13 protein-coding genes are annotated in these 16,758 nt (G+C 62.1%); 9 read left to right on the forward strand and 4 right to left on the reverse strand.

Annotated features, from left to right (window positions below; translation table 11 throughout):
• The first annotated feature begins 112 nt into the window (after positions 1-112).
• Complete coding sequence (locus HX817_RS13790; protein WP_003210259.1) at positions 113-1,579, forward strand: hypothetical protein; 1,467 nt, start codon at positions 113-115, stop codon at positions 1,577-1,579.
• Here the strand turns inward: HX817_RS13790 and HX817_RS13795 are convergent, their stop codons facing one another.
• Positions 1,580-3,022 (reverse strand): PLP-dependent aminotransferase family protein, encoded by a 1,443-nt coding sequence (locus HX817_RS13795; protein WP_177040383.1) that lies wholly within the window; start codon positions 3,020-3,022, stop codon positions 1,580-1,582.
• 130 nt (positions 3,023-3,152) lie between these two features.
• Between HX817_RS13795 and HX817_RS13800 the strand changes: the two genes are divergently transcribed.
• The 3 genes from HX817_RS13800 (at position 3,153) to HX817_RS13810 (ending at position 6,223) form a co-directional block, all read left to right on the forward strand.
• Positions 3,153-3,788, forward strand: coding sequence for a LysE family translocator (locus tag HX817_RS13800; RefSeq protein ID WP_102368673.1), 636 nt, complete (start codon positions 3,153-3,155; stop codon positions 3,786-3,788).
• A 78-nt stretch (positions 3,789-3,866) separates the two neighbouring features.
• Positions 3,867-4,925 carry a diguanylate cyclase gene (locus tag HX817_RS13805; RefSeq protein ID WP_177040384.1) on the forward strand — a complete coding sequence of 353 codons (1,059 nt, stop codon included), beginning with the start codon at positions 3,867-3,869 and terminating at the stop codon, positions 4,923-4,925.
• A 68-nt stretch (positions 4,926-4,993) separates the two neighbouring features.
• Complete coding sequence (locus HX817_RS13810; protein WP_003210251.1) at positions 4,994-6,223, forward strand: M20/M25/M40 family metallo-hydrolase; 1,230 nt, start codon at positions 4,994-4,996, stop codon at positions 6,221-6,223.
• 150 nt (positions 6,224-6,373) lie between these two features.
• Here the strand turns inward: HX817_RS13810 and HX817_RS13815 are convergent, their stop codons facing one another.
• The 3 genes from HX817_RS13815 to HX817_RS13825 form a co-directional block, all read right to left on the reverse strand.
• Positions 6,374-9,445 (reverse strand): efflux RND transporter permease subunit, encoded by a 3,072-nt coding sequence (locus HX817_RS13815; protein WP_177040385.1) that lies wholly within the window; start codon positions 9,443-9,445, stop codon positions 6,374-6,376.
• 2 nt (positions 9,446-9,447) lie between these two features.
• Positions 9,448-10,554, reverse strand: coding sequence for an efflux RND transporter periplasmic adaptor subunit (locus tag HX817_RS13820; protein ID WP_177037310.1), 1,107 nt, complete (start codon positions 10,552-10,554; stop codon positions 9,448-9,450).
• Positions 10,555-10,689: 135 nt separating this feature from the next.
• Entirely contained in the window at positions 10,690-11,595 is a 906-nt protein-coding gene (locus HX817_RS13825; protein ID WP_371317776.1) for a LysR family transcriptional regulator, read from the reverse strand.
• A 109-nt stretch (positions 11,596-11,704) separates the two neighbouring features.
• On the opposite strand from HX817_RS13825, the gene HX817_RS13830 reads away from it, so the two are divergent.
• The 5 genes from HX817_RS13830 to HX817_RS13850 all read left to right on the forward strand — a co-directional run bounded on the left by HX817_RS13830 (position 11,705) and on the right by HX817_RS13850 (position 16,522).
• A complete protein-coding gene (locus HX817_RS13830) occupies positions 11,705-12,571 on the forward strand; it encodes a pirin family protein (protein WP_177040386.1) in 867 nt (288 codons plus the stop codon).
• Positions 12,572-12,656: 85 nt separating this feature from the next.
• Positions 12,657-13,343, forward strand: a complete 687-nt coding sequence (locus HX817_RS13835; RefSeq protein WP_177040387.1) for an isochorismatase family protein — start codon at positions 12,657-12,659, stop codon at positions 13,341-13,343.
• Between the two features lie 44 nt (positions 13,344-13,387).
• Positions 13,388-14,014 carry an isochorismate family cysteine hydrolase YcaC gene (gene ycaC / locus HX817_RS13840; RefSeq protein WP_177040388.1) on the forward strand — a complete coding sequence of 209 codons (627 nt, stop codon included), beginning with the start codon at positions 13,388-13,390 and terminating at the stop codon, positions 14,012-14,014.
• A 135-nt stretch (positions 14,015-14,149) separates the two neighbouring features.
• The gene (locus HX817_RS13845; RefSeq protein WP_177040389.1) at positions 14,150-15,016 is read left to right on the forward strand and encodes a pirin family protein; all 867 of its coding nucleotides are present in this window, start codon (positions 14,150-14,152) and stop codon (positions 15,014-15,016) included.
• Between the two features lie 63 nt (positions 15,017-15,079).
• Complete coding sequence (locus tag HX817_RS13850) at positions 15,080-16,522, forward strand: mechanosensitive ion channel domain-containing protein (protein WP_063028913.1); 1,443 nt, start codon at positions 15,080-15,082, stop codon at positions 16,520-16,522.
• The last annotated feature ends 236 nt before the right edge of the window (positions 16,523-16,758 follow it).

A 16,758-nucleotide genomic window follows, 5' to 3' on the forward strand; every position in this document is an offset into this window, starting at 1 on the left:
GCCGCCATAAAAATACTGTACATGCATACAGTTGTGTCCTACATTCCATCCCAGGTGACCGGATGTCGCCGATCACCTGAGCTTCAATTTTTTAACTATGGATGGATAAAAAATGAAATCGAAAAAAGCGTTCATGCTCGGAGCCGCCATCGCGGCGTCCTGCTTCGTTTCGGCCTGCGCCCTGGCCGAACAATCTCCTGCACACTTGACGCCGCAACCGTTGCAGCAAGCCGTGCAACAAGCCCTCAAGAGTGGCGGCAACGTCACGGCGCAGAAGGCGTCGGCTGCCTTCCTGGACAAAATCAAAACCTCGCAGCAGCTGAAAAAGCCGGTGCAGGCTGCCAAGGCCTTGAGCGGGGTTGTGGTCGCCGAGCCTGTACAGGCAGATAGCGCCAAGGTGGATGCCCAGGCCGTGGCGGCCCAGGCGTTCACGCCGCTGTGCCAGACCCTCGGCATCAACCAGATGTATAACCTGGACGGTGTGCAAACCGGCAACGACGTCTGCTACCACTTCAACGTGCCGCAAAAAGCACGGGCGACTGTGATGCTGGTAGGGCAGAGTGCTGCCACCAACATGTCCCTGACCCTGTTCCAGGACGACGGCCAGAACAACATCACTTCTCTCGGCACGTCGGATAACCCGGGCAATGCCAACGAGGTGTTGGCTGGCGTACTGCCACCTGGCGACTACTACTGGTTCATGCATGCCAATTCGGCTGACGGTTCGCCGTTCAGTTTCGGCGTGGATATCAACATGACGATTGACGATTTCGAGCCTAACGACAGTTTCGAAACGGCTTATCAACTGCCGGATACCCTGAACTACGTCACGGGTAACTCCGACACGGCGACCGATGAAGACTACTTCTCCTTCAAGGCCCTGCGCGGGCAGAAGGTCAGTGCCTATTTCGACGGTGTGAACGAGAGCGATCGGGGCCAGTGGATTTCCGAGTATTTTGACGGCGTCAAATGGATCCCGATCAGCCCCAAGGCGAAAATCACCTGGCCAACGCCATCGGTTAATGGCGTGGTGAACGTACGGGTGCGGCCTAACCCGGCCGCAACCTGGAAGGCTACGGCGCGCTACAAGCTGTCGCTGGGCTCCACACCCGAGGTGTTGAGCCACAGTGTGCAAGGTGACAACGTGGTGCGGATCCCGGCTTCGGCCAATGACTACGACCCGTTCATGACCACCCAGGCGGCACGTGACTTGAGCTGGGCCGTGACCTGGGCCGACAGCACCGGTAAACGCCTGCAGGGATTGACCCCGTATCTGCAACTCGACAAGCACGTCAACCGTAATACCTACCTGCCGGTGTACATCCCTTACTACGGTTCGGTAACCGGCGTGTCGGGCGCGGCATCCGGTACGGTCAACCTGGGCAACTGCGCGGGTGAGGCGACTGTCAGGTATGTGTCCTACGACTCGGGTTACAAAAATACCTGGGAGACCAACTACAACTTCGCCGTCTGGCGCCTGCGCATCGAGGAGTACCCGGATGTCGGCGTGGGTGGCGACGCTACCCCGGTGAGCATGGCTCATATCTGCAGCCAGCGCGTGATCTCCAGTGAACGGTGATCAACCCTCCGCCTGATCCGTAACCCCGGCGCCAACTCTTCGGGTTGGCGCCCCCAGCAACCCTTCAAACTGCGCCTGAACCCGCCCTTCGTCGCAATGCGCCACATTAAACCGCATGAAATCCCGCAACCCCGGCTCATACCCGAACAACGCCCCCGGCGCCAACACCATCCCGCGTTTCAACCCGGCTTCAGCCAGCCGCTCACCATTTACCCCCGCCGGCAACCGCGCCCAGATGAACATCCCCCCCTCAAACCCCATCGGCAATTCACACCCACAACGCCGCAGCCACTGCTCAACCCGCCCCCCAGCCTCCAGCAGCCGCTGAACCATGCGCTTGCGATGCCGGGCATACCCACCCTCACTCAGCAGCCGATACACAATCTGTTCGAACAGCTCCGACGTTATGCCGCCGCTCATCAACTTCATATTGGTCAGATTCGCCGCCAATTGCGGCGCCGCCACCACATAACTGACCCGCGCGTTCGCCGTCAGCACCTTCGAAAACCCCGACAGGTACGTCACCTGCTCCAATCCCGCCAAAGTCGCCAGGCGCGGCGGCGGGTTAGGGTGCAAATCCCCGTAAAGATCATCCTCAACGATATGGCAGCGATACTCCCGGGTCAGTTGCAACAACCGAAATGCCTGGCTCGGGCTGAATGAATGCCCGGTGGGGTTATGCAACACGCTGGTGGTCAGGTACAGGCTGGGACGATGCTCCGCCAACAACTGCTCCAACGCGACAAAATCAAACCCGTCAGGCCGCCGGGCGATCGTCACCACCTTGACCCCATGCAACGCCAGGTTCGCGTGGAAGTTGAAATAACACGGTGCATCCAGCAGCACCGTGTCCCCGGGCCGCGCCAGCAGGCGCATGAGCATGTCCAGGCCTTGCACCGTGTTGGGCGTGGTGATGATTTGCTCCACCGGCACCGACAACCCTTCACCGTGCAGTTTCTGTTGCAGCGCCTGGCGCAACGGCAGCAGGCCCGCCGGGGTGCCCAGCCCGGCGATGCGCAGGGTAGGGGCGCGGACTGCGCTGCGCATGGCCTGGCGCAGGGCTTCGGAATCCAGCCAGTCTTCCGGCAGATGGCCGCCGCCGGGGCGCAGGTCGCCCTGGGCCATGGCCAGGGGGCGGCGCAGTACGCTGAGCAAGTCCTGGGGCAGCAAGTCGACCCAGGTGCTGGACGACGGCTGTGCCAGGCTGCTGGCGACAAAGTGCCCGCGGCCCTGGCTGGAGGTCAGGAGGTGACGCCCGCGCAGGCGATCCAGCGCTTCATTCATGGTGAATTTTCCGACGCCCAGCAAGGCTCCCAACTCACGCACCGAAGGCAGTTTGCTGCCAGCGGCCAATTCGCCTTGCTCGATCGCATGGGCCAGGGCATCGACGATCTGCTGCACCTTCGGTGCTCGGTCATGAAAGTGAATCGCAGGAATGGGCATCACACTGTCCTTAAGTTTGCCGCCAACTTCACCGGTAAAGTCTGCGCGTATATCCGTAGAGTTTACCTGCCTGTGGCGGCACGTGCGCCCTAGACTGCAAGCCCTCTTTCCTGCTGTGAAATTCCACGCCATGGCCACCGCGCTGACGCTGTCTTCGTTTTTGTATTTCCTGCTGCTGTGCACCACCCTGGCCTTCAGCCCCGGGCCCATGACCTTGTTGTTGCTCAGCCTCGGCCTGAAGGACGGCCTGCGCCGCTCCCTGCCGGCGCAGTTCGGGGCGAGTGTTTCCTACCTGGTGTCGATCCTGATCTTTGCCGTGGGTTTTTCCGAGCTGATCAAGGATTACCCGCTGATCACCCGGATCATCCAGGTGGTAGGCGTGGCCTACATCCTTTACCTGGCCTACAAGCAATGGACCAGCAGCGGAGTGACCATCAAGACCAACGATGCAACTACGGAAAATGCCCGCAGTCTTTTCGGCAAGGGCCTGCTGACCGGGTTGTCGAATCCCAAGGCGATCATTCTGTTCAGCGCGGTATTCCCGCAGTTCGCCGCCATCGGCCAGGGCAGCGCCGCCGCCGACATCGCGATCCTCGGCCTGACCTTCCTGCTGCTGCAATTTGCCAGCGGCTGCCTGTATTGCTACTTCGGCCAGCGCATCAAGCACGTGCTGGAAAACCCCAAGCGCCGGGTGTTGCTGCAACGGGCCACGGCGGTGTTGCTGCTGGGGGTGGCGCTGATGTTGGCCCGGGGCTTTTCCAGCTGAAGGTCAGCTTATGAGCGGTAGTGGCGATCTGCCGGTGCCCTGATAGACTTCGGGCATTCATCCAGGATCAAGCCAGACATGCCAGCCGCAGGAGGAAACGGACTTTCGCTCGCTTCACGCTTGTACAAGTCGCGCACCCTGGGGTTGACCCTCGGGTTTGTCTGTGTGGCCGCCGCCATCTACCCGCTGGATAAATCCGCTTGGGTCTGGGGAGTGATGATCGCCAATGCCTTCATCTGGCCGCATGTGGCCTACCAATGGTCGCGGCACTCGAAAAACTCCCTGCGCTCGGAACACCGCAACCTGCTGTTCGACTCGTTTTGCGGCGGGTTCTGGGTTGGCGCCATGCAGTTCAACCCGCTGCCCAGCGTGACCACCTTGTCGATGATGACCATGAACAACGTCGCCATCGGCGGCCCGCGCTTCATGCTCGCCGGTTGGGTGGCCCAGGCGCTGGGCATCGGCGCCTCGATGCTGGTGTTCACTCCGGCGGTGACCGCCCTCACCAGTGAAGTGCAGCTCTACGCCTGCCTGCCGATCCTGATGCTGTATCCCCTGGCGCTGGGCTGGATCTGTTACCGGCAAGCGATCACCCTGGCCCGGCACAAGCGCGAGTTGCTGGCCCTGAGCCGCACCGACAGCCTGTCGGGCCTGCTCAACCACGGCGCCTGGAAAGACCACCTGGAAATCGAGTTCCAGCGCTGCCGCCGCGACCAGCAGGGCGCCGCCATCGCGCTGATCGACATCGACCACTTCAAGACCATCAACGACACCTACGGCCATGTCACCGGCGATATCGTGCTGCGTCAATTGAGCAAAGTGCTGCGCCAGAACCTGCGGGCCACTGACCTGGCCGGGCGCTACGGTGGCGACGAATTCTGCGTGATCCTGCCGGACATGCCCCTGAACCGCGCCACCGAGGTGATGGACGCCCTGCGTGATCGCTTCAACTCCCTGGCCTACGCACAGGACCCGACCTTGCGCTCCAGCCTGAGCATCGGCCTGGCGCCATACCGGCCGGCACACGCCGACGCCACCAGTTGGCTGAACGATGCCGACCAGGCCTTGTACGAGGCCAAGAGCAGCGGGCGCAACCGGGTCAGTTCGGTGCAGGGAAGTTGGTTGAGGTCGATCTGAGGATCAACAAATCGGTGTTTGTCAGGTAGGGTGGAGCGCTACCTTCCAACAAAAACAAGGATCGGTTCATGCTCTTCAACTTCCCGCGTACCTTGCTGGCGGCCACCCTGGCGCTGTCTTTCGCCATGCCGGCCTTCAGCGCCGAACCCCACAAACAGATCCAGGCCGATTCCGAGCAGTACAAGGCCGACGCCTTGAAACTGCTGGAGCGCCTGGTGAATATCGATTCGGGCTCCGGCTACGAGCCGGGCCTGACCCAAGTGCGTGACATCGCCGTCGATGAGCTCAAGCAACTGGGTTTCAGCATCCAGCTGGTGCCGGATGCCGCCGCTCATAACAGCCATGTCATCGCCACCCTCAAGGGCACCGGCAAGGCCAGGATCCTGCTGATGGCCCACATGGACACGGTGTTCAAGGAAGGCTCGGCGGCTGCCCGGCCGTTCCACATCAAGGACGGCCGCGCCTATGGCCCGGGCGTAATGGATGACAAGGGCGGCATCGTCGCCGGCATCTACGCCTTGAAGGTCCTGAAAAACCAGGGCTTCAAGGACTACGCACAAATCACTTTCCTGCTGGACGCCAGCGAAGAAACCGGCACCGACGGCGCGTCCGAGCTGATCCGCAACACCGCCAAGGGCCACGACGTGACGCTCAACCTGGAACCGGGTCGCCCGGCCGATGGCCTGGTGGTATGGCGCAAAGGCAGCGCCACCGCCGTGGTCGAGGTCAAGGGCAAGGCCGCCCACGCCGGCGTCGCCCCGGAATTGGGGCGCAACGCGGCGATGGAAGCGGCGCACCAGATTCTGCAACTGGGCAAGCTGGGGGATGCCGAGAAGAAAACCACCATCAACTTCACCGTGATCAACTCCGGCGACCGGGTCAACGTGATCCCCGACCAGGCCACCGCCAAGGCGGATGTACGGGCGGCGTTGCCGGAAGAGTTTGACCGGATCGAGAAAGACCTGGCACGGGTCTCGGCCAACAAGCTGATCCCCGAGACTGAAGTGACCACCAGTTTGCACCGTGGCCTGCCGCCGATGCCGCAGACGCCGGAGTCGGACAAGCTGGTGGCGATTGCCCAGGGGATTTATGGCGAGTTGGGGCGCAAGCTGACCATTGAGGGCAGCGGCGGGGCGGCGGATGCGAGCTTGTCGGCTGGCGTGGGTACGCCGACCCTGGACGGGTTCGGGATTGTCGGGGGCAATATCCATACGCCGGAGGAATATGCCGAGGTGGAGAGCGTGGCGCCGCGGATTTATCTGCTGAGCCGGATGATCATGGAGCTCTCCAAGCGCTGACTTAAAAACGCCACACCTCTAAATGTGGGAGCGGGCTTGTGTGGGAGCGGGCTTGCTCGCGAATGCGGTCTATCAGTCGACATCTGCTTATCTGGTACACCGCTTTCGCGAGCAAGCCCGCTCCCACATTGGTTTGTGGTGTTGGTTGGATCAGGTTGCAGTCACCACTTCCCGGGTCTTCTCCCGCCCCAACACCAGACTGCACAACGCCGGCAAGAACAGCAACGTCAACACTGTCCCCACCAGCACCCCGCCAATCAGCACATACGCCAGCGACGACCAGAACACCGACAGTGTCAGCGGAATAAACGCCAGCGCCGCCGCCAGCGCGGTCAGGATCACCGGGCGTGCCCGGCGCACCGTGGCCTCGATGATCGCCTCGCGAATCACCATGCCCTGGTCCTGGTTCTGCCGAATCTGGTCGGTAAAGATCAGCGTATTGCGCATCAGGATCCCGCCAATCCCGATCAACCCCAATATCGCGTTGAACCCGAACGGCTGGTTGAACAGCAGCAACGTCGGCACTGCTCCGATCAGCCCCAGCGGCGCGGTGGCGAACACCATGAACATCACCCCGAACGAACGCACCTGGAACATGATCACCGTCAACGTCAGCAGGATCATGATCGGGAACAGTGCCGCCAGCGCCACGTTGGCCTTGGCGCTTTCTTCCACCGGGCCGCCGATGACGATCTGATACCCGGCCGGCAGCTTGGCGATCAAGGGTTGCAGGTCCTTGTACACCGCCATTTCCACGTCTGGCGGCTGGGTGCCGTCGACAATATCGGCGCGCACTTCCACGGTCAGCGCACGGTTGCGGCGCTTGAGGATCGGTTCTTCCATCACCGCCTGGAAATGCCCGACCTGGGCCAATGGCACCGAGACGCCGGCACTGTTGGTCAGGGTCATATTCTCCAGGTTGCCGAGGTCTTCGCGCTGGCTGCCCTGGGAGCGGGCAACCACTGAAACGGTGCGATTGCCTTCGCGCACTTCGGTAATCGGGTTGCCGCTGAGCAACGCGTTGAGCTGGGATTTCACCCCGTCGGGGGTAAAGCCCAGCAGGCGCAGGCGGTCCTGGTCGAGTACCAGGCGGTAACTGCTGGCGCGCTCGCCCCAGTCGAGGAAGCTGTCCCGCGTGAGTGTGTTGGCGGCGACCACTTGGCGCACGTCTTCAGCTAGGCTGCGCAGCACATTCAGGTCGGGACCGGACACGCGAAACACCACCGGGAAGGGCACCGGCGGGCCGAACACCAACTGGGTGACGCGCACCCGCGCCGATGGAAATTCGCCGGCCGCGATGCGTTCAGCCATGCGTTTTTTCAGGCTGTCCCGGGCATGGGCGTCGGCGGTCTGCACGATCAGCTTGGCGAAGGCGGGGTCTGGCAGCTCAGGGTTCAGCGACAGGAAAAACCGTGGTGCACCACCGCCGACATAGGTGTCGACCATGACGGTTTGCGGCTCCTCCATCAGCGCCTTTTCCACCTGCGCCGCTACCGCCTCGGTGCTTTTGAAGGCGCTGCCCGGTGGCATGTACACCTCCAGAATCAGCTCGGAACGGTCGGAGTTGGGAAAGAACTGCTTCTTCACCACGCCCATGCCCAGGCCACACAGCACAAAGGCCGCCACCACCAACCCGGTGACCAGCCAGCGTCTGCGCACGCAAGCGTCCACCAGGCGCCGCAGTTTCTGGTAATAGCGCCCGGCGTAAATTGCATCGTGGCCGCCGACAACCGGCTCGATGTGCGGCAGCAGCTTGACCCCCAGGTACGGGGTGAACACCACCGCCACCAGCCACGACGCGATCAGCGCAAAACCGACGATCCAGAAAATATTCCCGGCATATTCCCCGGCCCCCGAGCGGGCAAAACCCACCGGCAGGAAGCCGATAATCGTCACCAGCGTGCCGGTGAGCATCGGCGCGGCGGTGGAGCTCCAGGCAAACGTAGCCGCATGGATCCGGTCAAAACCCTCTTCGAGTTTGACCACCATCATCTCGATCGCAATGATCGCGTCGTCCACCAGCAGGCCCAGGGAAATGATCAACGCCCCCAGGGTCACCCGGTCGAATTCGCGGCCGGTCATCAGCATGATCACAAACACGATCGACAAGGTCAGCGGCACCGCAGCGGCCACCACCAGCCCGACGCGGAACCCCAGGGCCAGCAGGCTGATGACCATCACCACCGCGAGGGCGACGAAGAACTTCAGCATGAACTCGTTGACCGCCAGGCTGATGTTTTTCGCCTGGTCGGAGACCTTGGCGAAGTTGACCCCCAGCGGCAGGTCGGCCTGGATTTTCGCTTCCTGGGCCTTGAGAGCCTTGTCCAGTTCCAGGCCGTTCCAGTGCTTCTCCATGATCACCCCGAGCATCAGCGACGGGTCGCCCTGATGACGGATACGGTAGCTGGGCGGGTCTTCATAACCCCGGCTGACGGTGGCCACATCGGCGATGCGCAGCAGCTTGCCGTTGGCTTCCAGCGGGACGTTTTCGATCAGCGCCAGGCTGTCGAAGGCCCCGTCGATGCGGATATAGGCGCGTGCCCCGGCGGTCTCGACAAAGCCTGAAGGCGCCACGGCATTCTGGGCGGCGAGGGCGGCGAAGATCTGCTCGGGCTTGATGCCCAAGGTGGCCAGGCGCTCATAGGAAAACTCGACGAAGATCCGCTGCGCCTGTTCGCCGAGGATATTGACCTTCTTCACTCCCGGCAGATTGAGCAGGCCCTGGCGCATGTCCTCGGCCATTTGCACCAGTTGCCGGTGGGGCAGGTGTTCGGCCTCCAGCGCGTACAGGGAAAAGTATACGTCGGAGTATTCATCGTTGAAGAACGGCCCGATCACCCCCTTGGGCAACTTCGCGGCTTCGTCGCTGAGCTTTTTGCGGGTCTGGTAGAACAGGTCCTGGATCTCGCTGGGACGGGTGGACTCCAGGTACGTCATGCGCATCGAGACGAAGCCCGGTTGGGCGATGGTTTCGACGCGGTCGTAATAGTCCAGCTCCTGCAGGCGTTTTTCCAGACGGTCGGCCACTTGCTCCTGCATCTCTTGCGCGGTGGCGCCGGGCCAGGCGGCGGTGATGGTCATGACCTTGACGGTGAACGAAGGGTCTTCGGCGCGCCCCAGTTTGCCAAAGGCAAAGACCCCGGCGGCGAGGATCGCGATGATCAGGAACAGCGTGACCGCGCGATGCTTGACCGCCAGTTCGGAGAGGTTGATCCCGCGCATTATCAGTGTTCCTGCTGACGGTTGAGGGCCAATACCTGGGCCGGCAACAGGCGTACCGCGTCACCGCTGTGCAGCAGGTGCGCGCCGAGGGCGACGACTACTTGGCCTGGGTCCACGCCACTGTCCAGCAACGCGTCCTCCTGGCCGAGGCTGGCGACGTTGACCGGGGCGAAGCTGACCTTGTCATCGGCGCCAATCACCCAAACACCGGTGCCTTTGCCGGCATCCTGCAGCGCCCCGATGGGCACGCGGGTCTGTTGCGCCTGGCCGTTACCTTGCAGGCGCACGGTGATGGTCGAGCCGAGAGCGAAGCGGTCGACGGGGCCATGCAAGACATAGCGGGCCCGGTAGGTGCGGGTGGTCGGGTCGGCGCTGGCAGACAGCTCGCGCAACGTGGCGGTCACTGCTTGCTCAGGGGCGCCGAAGGGGAACGCCAGGGCTTTTTGCGAAGCCTGGTCGCGCTGGTTTTCCGGCAGGTTGACGATGGCTTCCCGGGCGCCGTCGTGGGCCAGGCGCGCCACTACTTGCCCCTCGGCGACCACTTGGCCGCGGTCCACCCGTACGTCGGTGATGATGCCGTCGCTGTCGGCCCTGAGCACCGAGTAGGTGCGGCGGTTTTCGATCTGGCTGGCGTCGGATTGCGCGGAGGCCAGTTCGGCTTCGGCCACCCGCAGATTGGTGGCGGACTGGTCGAAAATCTGCCGCGACACGGCGCCGGTATTGGCCAGGCGCTGGTAGCGGGATTCATCGTCCCGGCGTTGGCGCAGTTGCGCCTGGGCCGCATTGACGCGGTTTTTTGCCGAACGCAGGGCCAGTTCGAAGTCGCCGATATCCAGCACCAGCAAAGTGTCGCCACGGTTGACGTGCTGGCCGGGATCAACCTTGCGCTCGATCACCTTGCCGCTGACGCGGAACCCCAGGTCACTTTCCGTGCGTGCGGCCACTACGCCGGTGTAGGCGCTTTGCTGGCTGCCCGCGGCTTCGACCTTGGTGGCCAGCACCGGGCGGGGCAGGGGCGCTTCGGCGACGGGGTCGGCCTTGTTGTTGCAGCCACTGAGTACCGCCAGCAGGGCCAGGGGGGTGAGAAGACGCAGGGGGAGAGGGTTCATGTCGGGCTCCGTGGGGCGGGGTGAACTAAAAATTACGTCCGTAATATTTTTCTCCATATTATGGCTGAAATATAAATTAATCCAGCCCCTGCACAGACCCCATGTCGGATGCGCCGGTCGGCGCCGGCGGCGTCGTCATGCCATATCGCTTCGCGCGAACTCCTCCCCAAGAAAATCAATCAGGCTTCGTACCGAAGGCAGCAACCCTCGGCGCGACGGAAACACGGCGTGCACGATGCCGGTCCTCGGCGCCCAGCCGGGGATCAGGTTCACCATCCGTCCTGCGGCGATTTCCTCACGCACCACCACGCTGGGCAGATGGGCGACACCCACCCCGGCACACACCGCATGCCGCAGCGCCAGCAAATCATCGGTGATCATCCGCGGAGCATGCCGAATGACCGCACTGGCGCCGTTCTCTCCAAACAACTCCCACTGATATTCCCGTTGCGCCGATCCCCAGTACACACTCGGCAACCCGTTCAAGTCCCCCGGCAACGGCGGCGTTGACAGGCGTGACACAAATGTCGGGCTGCCCACCAGGCATTGGGTGCTGTTGCCCAGCACCTTCATCACCAAGTCAGTGTCTTCCAGTGGCGGAAAGCGAATGCGCAGGGCGATGTCGAAGCCTTCGTGAATCACATCCACTCGGCGGTTGGTGCTTTCAAGGTGCAGTTCCACCAGCGGGTACTTGAGCATGTAGCGGGTCAGCATCGGCCCGACCCAGGAGTTGAGCAGGGCCGTAGGGCAACTCAAACGCACAATGCCCTGGGGTTCGGAGCGGTTGCGCTCGATCACCTCGGCGGCGGCTTCCGCTTCCACGCGCATGGCCAGGCAGCGCTGGTAATAGGCCTGGCCGATTTCGGTGAGGGAACAGTGCCGACTGGTGCGGTTGATCAAGCGTACGCCCAGGCGCTCTTCCAACTGGCTGATACGCCGGCTGAGCTTGGACTTGGGGATGTCCAGCGCCCGGCCAGCCGCTGCAAAGCCTCGATGCTCGACCACTTGGGTGAAGTAATAGAGGGTGTTCAGGTCTTCCACTATCGTTCTCCAAATAGAACGCTAAGGGTCAGTTTTGCCATCTAGCCCTGCAAAGGTAACGGATTTAAGGTTGATCCATGCACTGCTTTCACCCATTTGGAGACGCACCATGAAAAATATCATCGGTATCTACACCAGCCCACGAGGCCATTGGGTGGGCGACGGCTTTCCAGTTCGCACGCTGTTTTCCTACGACACCATGGGCAAACACATCAGCCCCTTCTTGCTGCTGGACCACGCCGGGCCTGCCGATTTCACCCCGACTGATAAACGCCGCGGAGTCGGCCAGCACCCGCATCGCGGCTTCGAAACCGTGACCATCGTCTACAAGGGCGAAGTCGAACACCGGGATTCCACCGGTGCTGGCGGCACCATTGGCCCGGGCGATGTGCAATGGATGACTGCGGCCAAGGGCATCCTTCATGAAGAGTTCCACTCCGAGGCCTTTGCCCGCAGTGGCGGCGCCCTGGAAATGGTGCAGTTGTGGGTGAATCTGCCGGCCAAGGACAAAATGACCGACGCCGGTTACCAGACCATCCTCGACGGTGATATTCCGGCGCTGCCCCTGGCCGATAACGCCGGCAGCCTGCGACTGATCGCGGGTGAGTTCGGCGGAGCCAAAGGCCCGGCCCGTACCTTCACGCCGATCGACGTGTGGGATGTGCGACTCAACGCTGGCAAGGCGGTGACCCTCGACCTGCACGCCGGGCGCAACACGGCGCTGGTGGTGCTCAAGGGCACCGTGCAGGTCAATGGCCTGGAACTGGTGCGCGAAGGGCAGTTGGCGTTGTTCGAGCGTGACGGTGATCAACTCGCGCTGGAGTCGAACAATGACGCCATGTTCCTGCTGCTCAGTGGCGAGCCTATCGACGAGCCCATCGTCGGCCACGGTCCGTTCGTGATGAACACCGAGCAGGAAATCCACCAGGCCTTTGCCGACTTCCAGTCCGGTCAATTCGGCCAGATGCACACCTGATACACCCCGCAAAACCAACCCCTGACAGCCAGGCCGGTTTACCGGCCAAGGATGGCTGTTGCCCATAGAAAAAGAGGAAAAGCCCATGACTACTGCTGCTGCTCCGGCCAACTTTAACGGTCACAAACCCGTCATCGACGCCAGCGACACGGCAATGTTGTTGATCGACCATCAAAGTGGCCTGTTCCAGATCGTCAAGGACATGGACGTGCCGCAGTTGCGCGCCAATGCCATCGCCCTGGCCCGCGCCGCGACGCTATTGAATATCCCGGTGATCACCACCGCCTCGGTGCCGCAGGGCCCCAACGGCCCGCTGATCCCCGAGATCCAGCAGGCGGCGCCCCATGCCCAATACGTGGCGCGCAAAGGTGAAATCAACGCTTGGGACAACCCCGAGTTTCACGCGGCGGTCAAAGCCACTGGCAAGAAAACCCTGGTGATCGCCGGCACCCTCACCAGCGTATGCCTGGCGTTTCCCTCCATCAGCGCGGTGTATGAAGGCTACAAAGTGTTTGCCGTGGTCGATGCCTCGGGCAACCACTCCAAATTGGCGACGGACCTCACCATTGCCCGGTTGTCCCAGGCCGGCGTGGTGCCAATCGACATCATGGCAACCCTCTCCGAACTGCAAGGCTCATGGAACCGTCCGGATGCCGAGCAGTGGGCCCAGGTCTACACCCAGGCCATGCCGCATTACCAGTTGCTGATCGAAAGCTACCTCAAGGCCCAGCAAGTGGCGACCGAACACGAAGTGCTGGATTCCCAGCGCTGAGTGCCACTGAGACTCACCCTTTAATCGACGAAAGAGGACTACTCATGACGAATCAATACAAACGCCTGGACAAGGACAACGCCGCCGTTCTGCTGGTTGATCATCAGGCTGGCCTGCTGTCCCTGGTGCGTGACATCGAACCGGACAGGTTCAAGAACAACGTGTTGGCCCTGGCCGACCTGGCCAAGTACTTCAAGCTGCCGACCATCCTTACCACCAGCTTTGAAACCGGCCCCAACGGTCCGCTGGTGCCGGAACTCAAGGCGCTGTTCCCGGATGCCCCGTACATCGCCCGTCCGGGCCAGATCAATGCCTGGGACAACGAGGATTTCGTCAAGGCGATCAAGGCCACTGGCAAGAAGCAACTGATCATCGCGGGTGTGGTGACTGAGGTGTGTGTCGCGTTCCCGGCCTTGTCGGCCCTGGCGGAAGGGTTTGAGGTGTTCGTGGTCACGGACGCTTCCGGCACGTTCAACGAGATCACTCGCCAGTCGGCCTGGGACCGGATGTCAGCCAATGGCGCGCAACTGATGACCTGGTTCGGCCTGGCCTGTGAGCTGCATCGCGACTGGCGCAACGATGTCGAGGGCCTGGGTGCTCTGTTCGCCAATCACATCCCGGATTACCGCAATCTGTTTACCAGCTACAACGCGTTGACCGGCGCTAAATAAGCCTTGGATTCACTGCGGGCCACGCGCTTGGCCCGTAGTGTTTAATTGTCTTGCCAATGGAACAGTAAGAGCTGTTTTTGCCGTCTAGCGCCAGATTGGTATCAGATTTAAGGTGTATCCACTATTGGAGACACTATGAAAAACATCATCGGCATCTACACCAGCCCGCGCGCCCATTGGGTCGGCGACGGCTTTCCGGTTCGCACCTTGTTTTCCTACGACACCATGGGCAAGCAGATCAGCCCGTTCCTGTTGCTGGATCACGCCGGTCCTGCGGCATTCACCCCGACCGAGCAACGGCGCGGCGTGGGCCAGCATCCCCATCGCGGTTTTGAAACCGTGACCATCGTCTACAAGGGCGAAGTCGAGCACCGCGATTCCACCGGCGCCGGCGGCACCATCGGCCCGGGCGATGTGCAATGGATGACAGCCGCCAGGGGCATCATTCACGAGGAGTTTCACTCCGAGGCGTTCGCCCGCAGCGGCGGCGCCCTGGAAATGGTCCAGTTGTGGGTCAACCTGCCGGCCAGGGACAAAATGACCGATGCCGGTTACCAGACCATCCTCGATGGCGATATTCCGACGCTGCCCCTGGCCGACAACGCCGGCAGCCTGCGCTTGATCGCGGGCGAGTTCGACGGGGTCAAAGGCCCGGCTCGCACCTTCACACCGATCGACGTGTGGGACATGCGTCTCAAAGCCGGCCGCTCTGTGACGCTGGACCTGCACGCCGGGCGCAACACCGCGCTGGTGGTGTTGCGCGGCACGGTGCGGATCAACGGCACTGAAGTGGCGCGGGAAGGGCAGTTGGCACTGTTCGAGCGCGATGGCACGCAACTGCGCCTCGAGTCCAGCGACGACGCCATGGTGCTGTTGCTCAGCGGCGAGCCGATCGACGAACCCATCGTCGGCCACGGCCCGTTCGTGATGAACACCGAGCAGGAAATCCACCAGGCGTTTGCCGACTATCAGTCCGGGCAATTCGGGCAGATGCAGCGCTAGGGCGCTATACCCTCCAAAGGCATTTCATGCGATCTTCATGGCATTCGCCCTGGAGTCGCCTGAATGCCCTCATTTATCTCCGATCACCCGATGTTCTGTGCCTTGGCGCTGGTGCTGATCGATATTGCCGTATGGCGTTTGATCTCTGCCGATTTCGCCAATTGGAAGCTGGCGGCACGCCTGGTGATCTTTGCGGTGTTCAGCGCCGTGCTGTTCAACGAAGGCATGAACCCGATGCAGGTCGCGCCGTTCGGCGACAACGTGGCGCTGCATTTGGCGGCAACGGCGTTCCAGATCGGCTGGTGGCTGTTTGCGGCGCGCACCCTCACGGTATTGCTCGGCGCGGTGATGATGCAGCGGGTCGGCCACACCGGGCGGCTGTTGCAGGATCTGGTGGGCGCGGTGATCTTCCTGATCGCGATCATCGCCGCCATGGCCTACGTGCTCGACCTGCCGGTCAAGGGCGTGCTGGCCACTTCCGGCGCGGTGGCAATCATCGTCGGCCTGGCGTTGCAAAGCACCTTGAGCGACGTGTTTTCCGGCATCGTGCTCAATACCACCAAACCCTACCAACTGGATGACTGGATCTCCATCGACGGCACCGAAGGCCGGGTGATCGACATCGACTGGCGCGCCACCCAACTGCAAACCTCCCAGGGCAGCCTGGCGGTGGTGCCCAACTCGTTGGCGGCCAAGGCCAAGATCATCAACTTCTCACGTCCCGCAGATATGTTTGGCTTGGCGGTCAGCCTGCAGGTCAGCCCCCATGCGCGGCCCCAAACCGTGCTGGATGCGCTGGAGCGGGCGATGCAGGGGTGTCGGCCGTTGTTGGCCAAGCCGGCGCCGAGTGTGGCGTTCAAGACGTCGGCCAGTGGTGGCGTGGAGTATGAGATCAGCGGGTTTGTGCCGGCCATGGCGCTTAAGCGTGAGGTGCGCAATCAGCTTTATGATTTGGCGTTTCGGCATTTGCAGGCGGCGGGGGTGAGCTTGTTGTCGGCGGCCGAGAGTAATGCGCCGGTGACGGTTTCCCGGGCTCGGGCGTTGTTGGAGAGCTCGTCTATTTTCTCGACGTTGAGGCAGGAGGAGAAGGAGACATTCAGCCAGAACATGACGCTGCAGACCTTTCGCGCCGGGGAGATGATTTTGCCGGCGGGGGAGGTGAGTGATCACCTGTTTATCATCGAGTCCGGGGTGATTTCGGTGATGCTGACCAAGGCCGGGCACAAGTTTGAAGCGGGGCGGATGGGGCCTGGGGAGGTGATTGGTGAGGCCGGGATTTTGTCGGAGCAGGGTGTGCCTGCGGACTTTTCGGCGAAGACGTTTTGTACGTTGTATAGGATTGAGAAGGAGTATCTGAAGCCTTGTCTGGATGCTCGGCATGACATCAGTGAGGCTATGAAAAGCCTGCTGGATTTCAGGTTGCATGCGGCTCAGAGTTTGACGCAGGAGGCGCCTGTGGTGCCGGTTAAGAAGGGGTTTATGCAGTGGCTGCGGAGTCGGGCCTGAAGGTGTACATATCCGTTGCTGCGGTAACGGCCACTTATGGTTCCGCTCTTACAGCGGGTCACTTTTGGCAAACGCCCGGAATGCCGGCCCAGCCAAAAGTAACCAAAAGGTCTTTGCCCCACCACTCGGTGCCTCGCTTAGGCTCGGCATGCCCGCACTCCGGCCCGGTTCCGCGGGCCGCCGCGACGGGCCATCCATGGCCCGGCGCGGCTAAATCGGCATCCTTGCCGATTTAC

Origin of the sequence: Pseudomonas sp. C6002, from assembly GCF_013385805.1 — a bacterium.
Lineage (GTDB): Bacteria > Pseudomonadota > Gammaproteobacteria > Pseudomonadales > Pseudomonadaceae > Aquipseudomonas.

Coding starts and splice junctions, on each gene's coding strand:
- HX817_RS13790 (WP_003210259.1), top strand. CDS start 113: ATGAAATCGAAAAAAGCGTTCATGCTCGGAGCCGCCATCGCGGCGTCC.
- HX817_RS13795 (WP_177040383.1), bottom strand. CDS start 3,022: ATGCCCATTCCTGCGATTCACTTTCATGACCGAGCACCGAAGGTGCAG.
- HX817_RS13800 (WP_102368673.1), top strand. CDS start 3,153: ATGGCCACCGCGCTGACGCTGTCTTCGTTTTTGTATTTCCTGCTGCTG.
- HX817_RS13805 (WP_177040384.1), top strand. CDS start 3,867: ATGCCAGCCGCAGGAGGAAACGGACTTTCGCTCGCTTCACGCTTGTAC.
- HX817_RS13810 (WP_003210251.1), top strand. CDS start 4,994: ATGCTCTTCAACTTCCCGCGTACCTTGCTGGCGGCCACCCTGGCGCTG.
- HX817_RS13815 (WP_177040385.1), bottom strand. CDS start 9,445: ATGCGCGGGATCAACCTCTCCGAACTGGCGGTCAAGCATCGCGCGGTC.
- HX817_RS13820 (WP_177037310.1), bottom strand. CDS start 10,554: ATGAACCCTCTCCCCCTGCGTCTTCTCACCCCCCTGGCCCTGCTGGCG.
- HX817_RS13830 (WP_177040386.1), top strand. CDS start 11,705: ATGAAAAATATCATCGGTATCTACACCAGCCCACGAGGCCATTGGGTG.
- HX817_RS13835 (WP_177040387.1), top strand. CDS start 12,657: ATGACTACTGCTGCTGCTCCGGCCAACTTTAACGGTCACAAACCCGTC.
- ycaC (WP_177040388.1), top strand. CDS start 13,388: ATGACGAATCAATACAAACGCCTGGACAAGGACAACGCCGCCGTTCTG.
- HX817_RS13845 (WP_177040389.1), top strand. CDS start 14,150: ATGAAAAACATCATCGGCATCTACACCAGCCCGCGCGCCCATTGGGTC.
- HX817_RS13850 (WP_063028913.1), top strand. CDS start 15,080: ATGCCCTCATTTATCTCCGATCACCCGATGTTCTGTGCCTTGGCGCTG.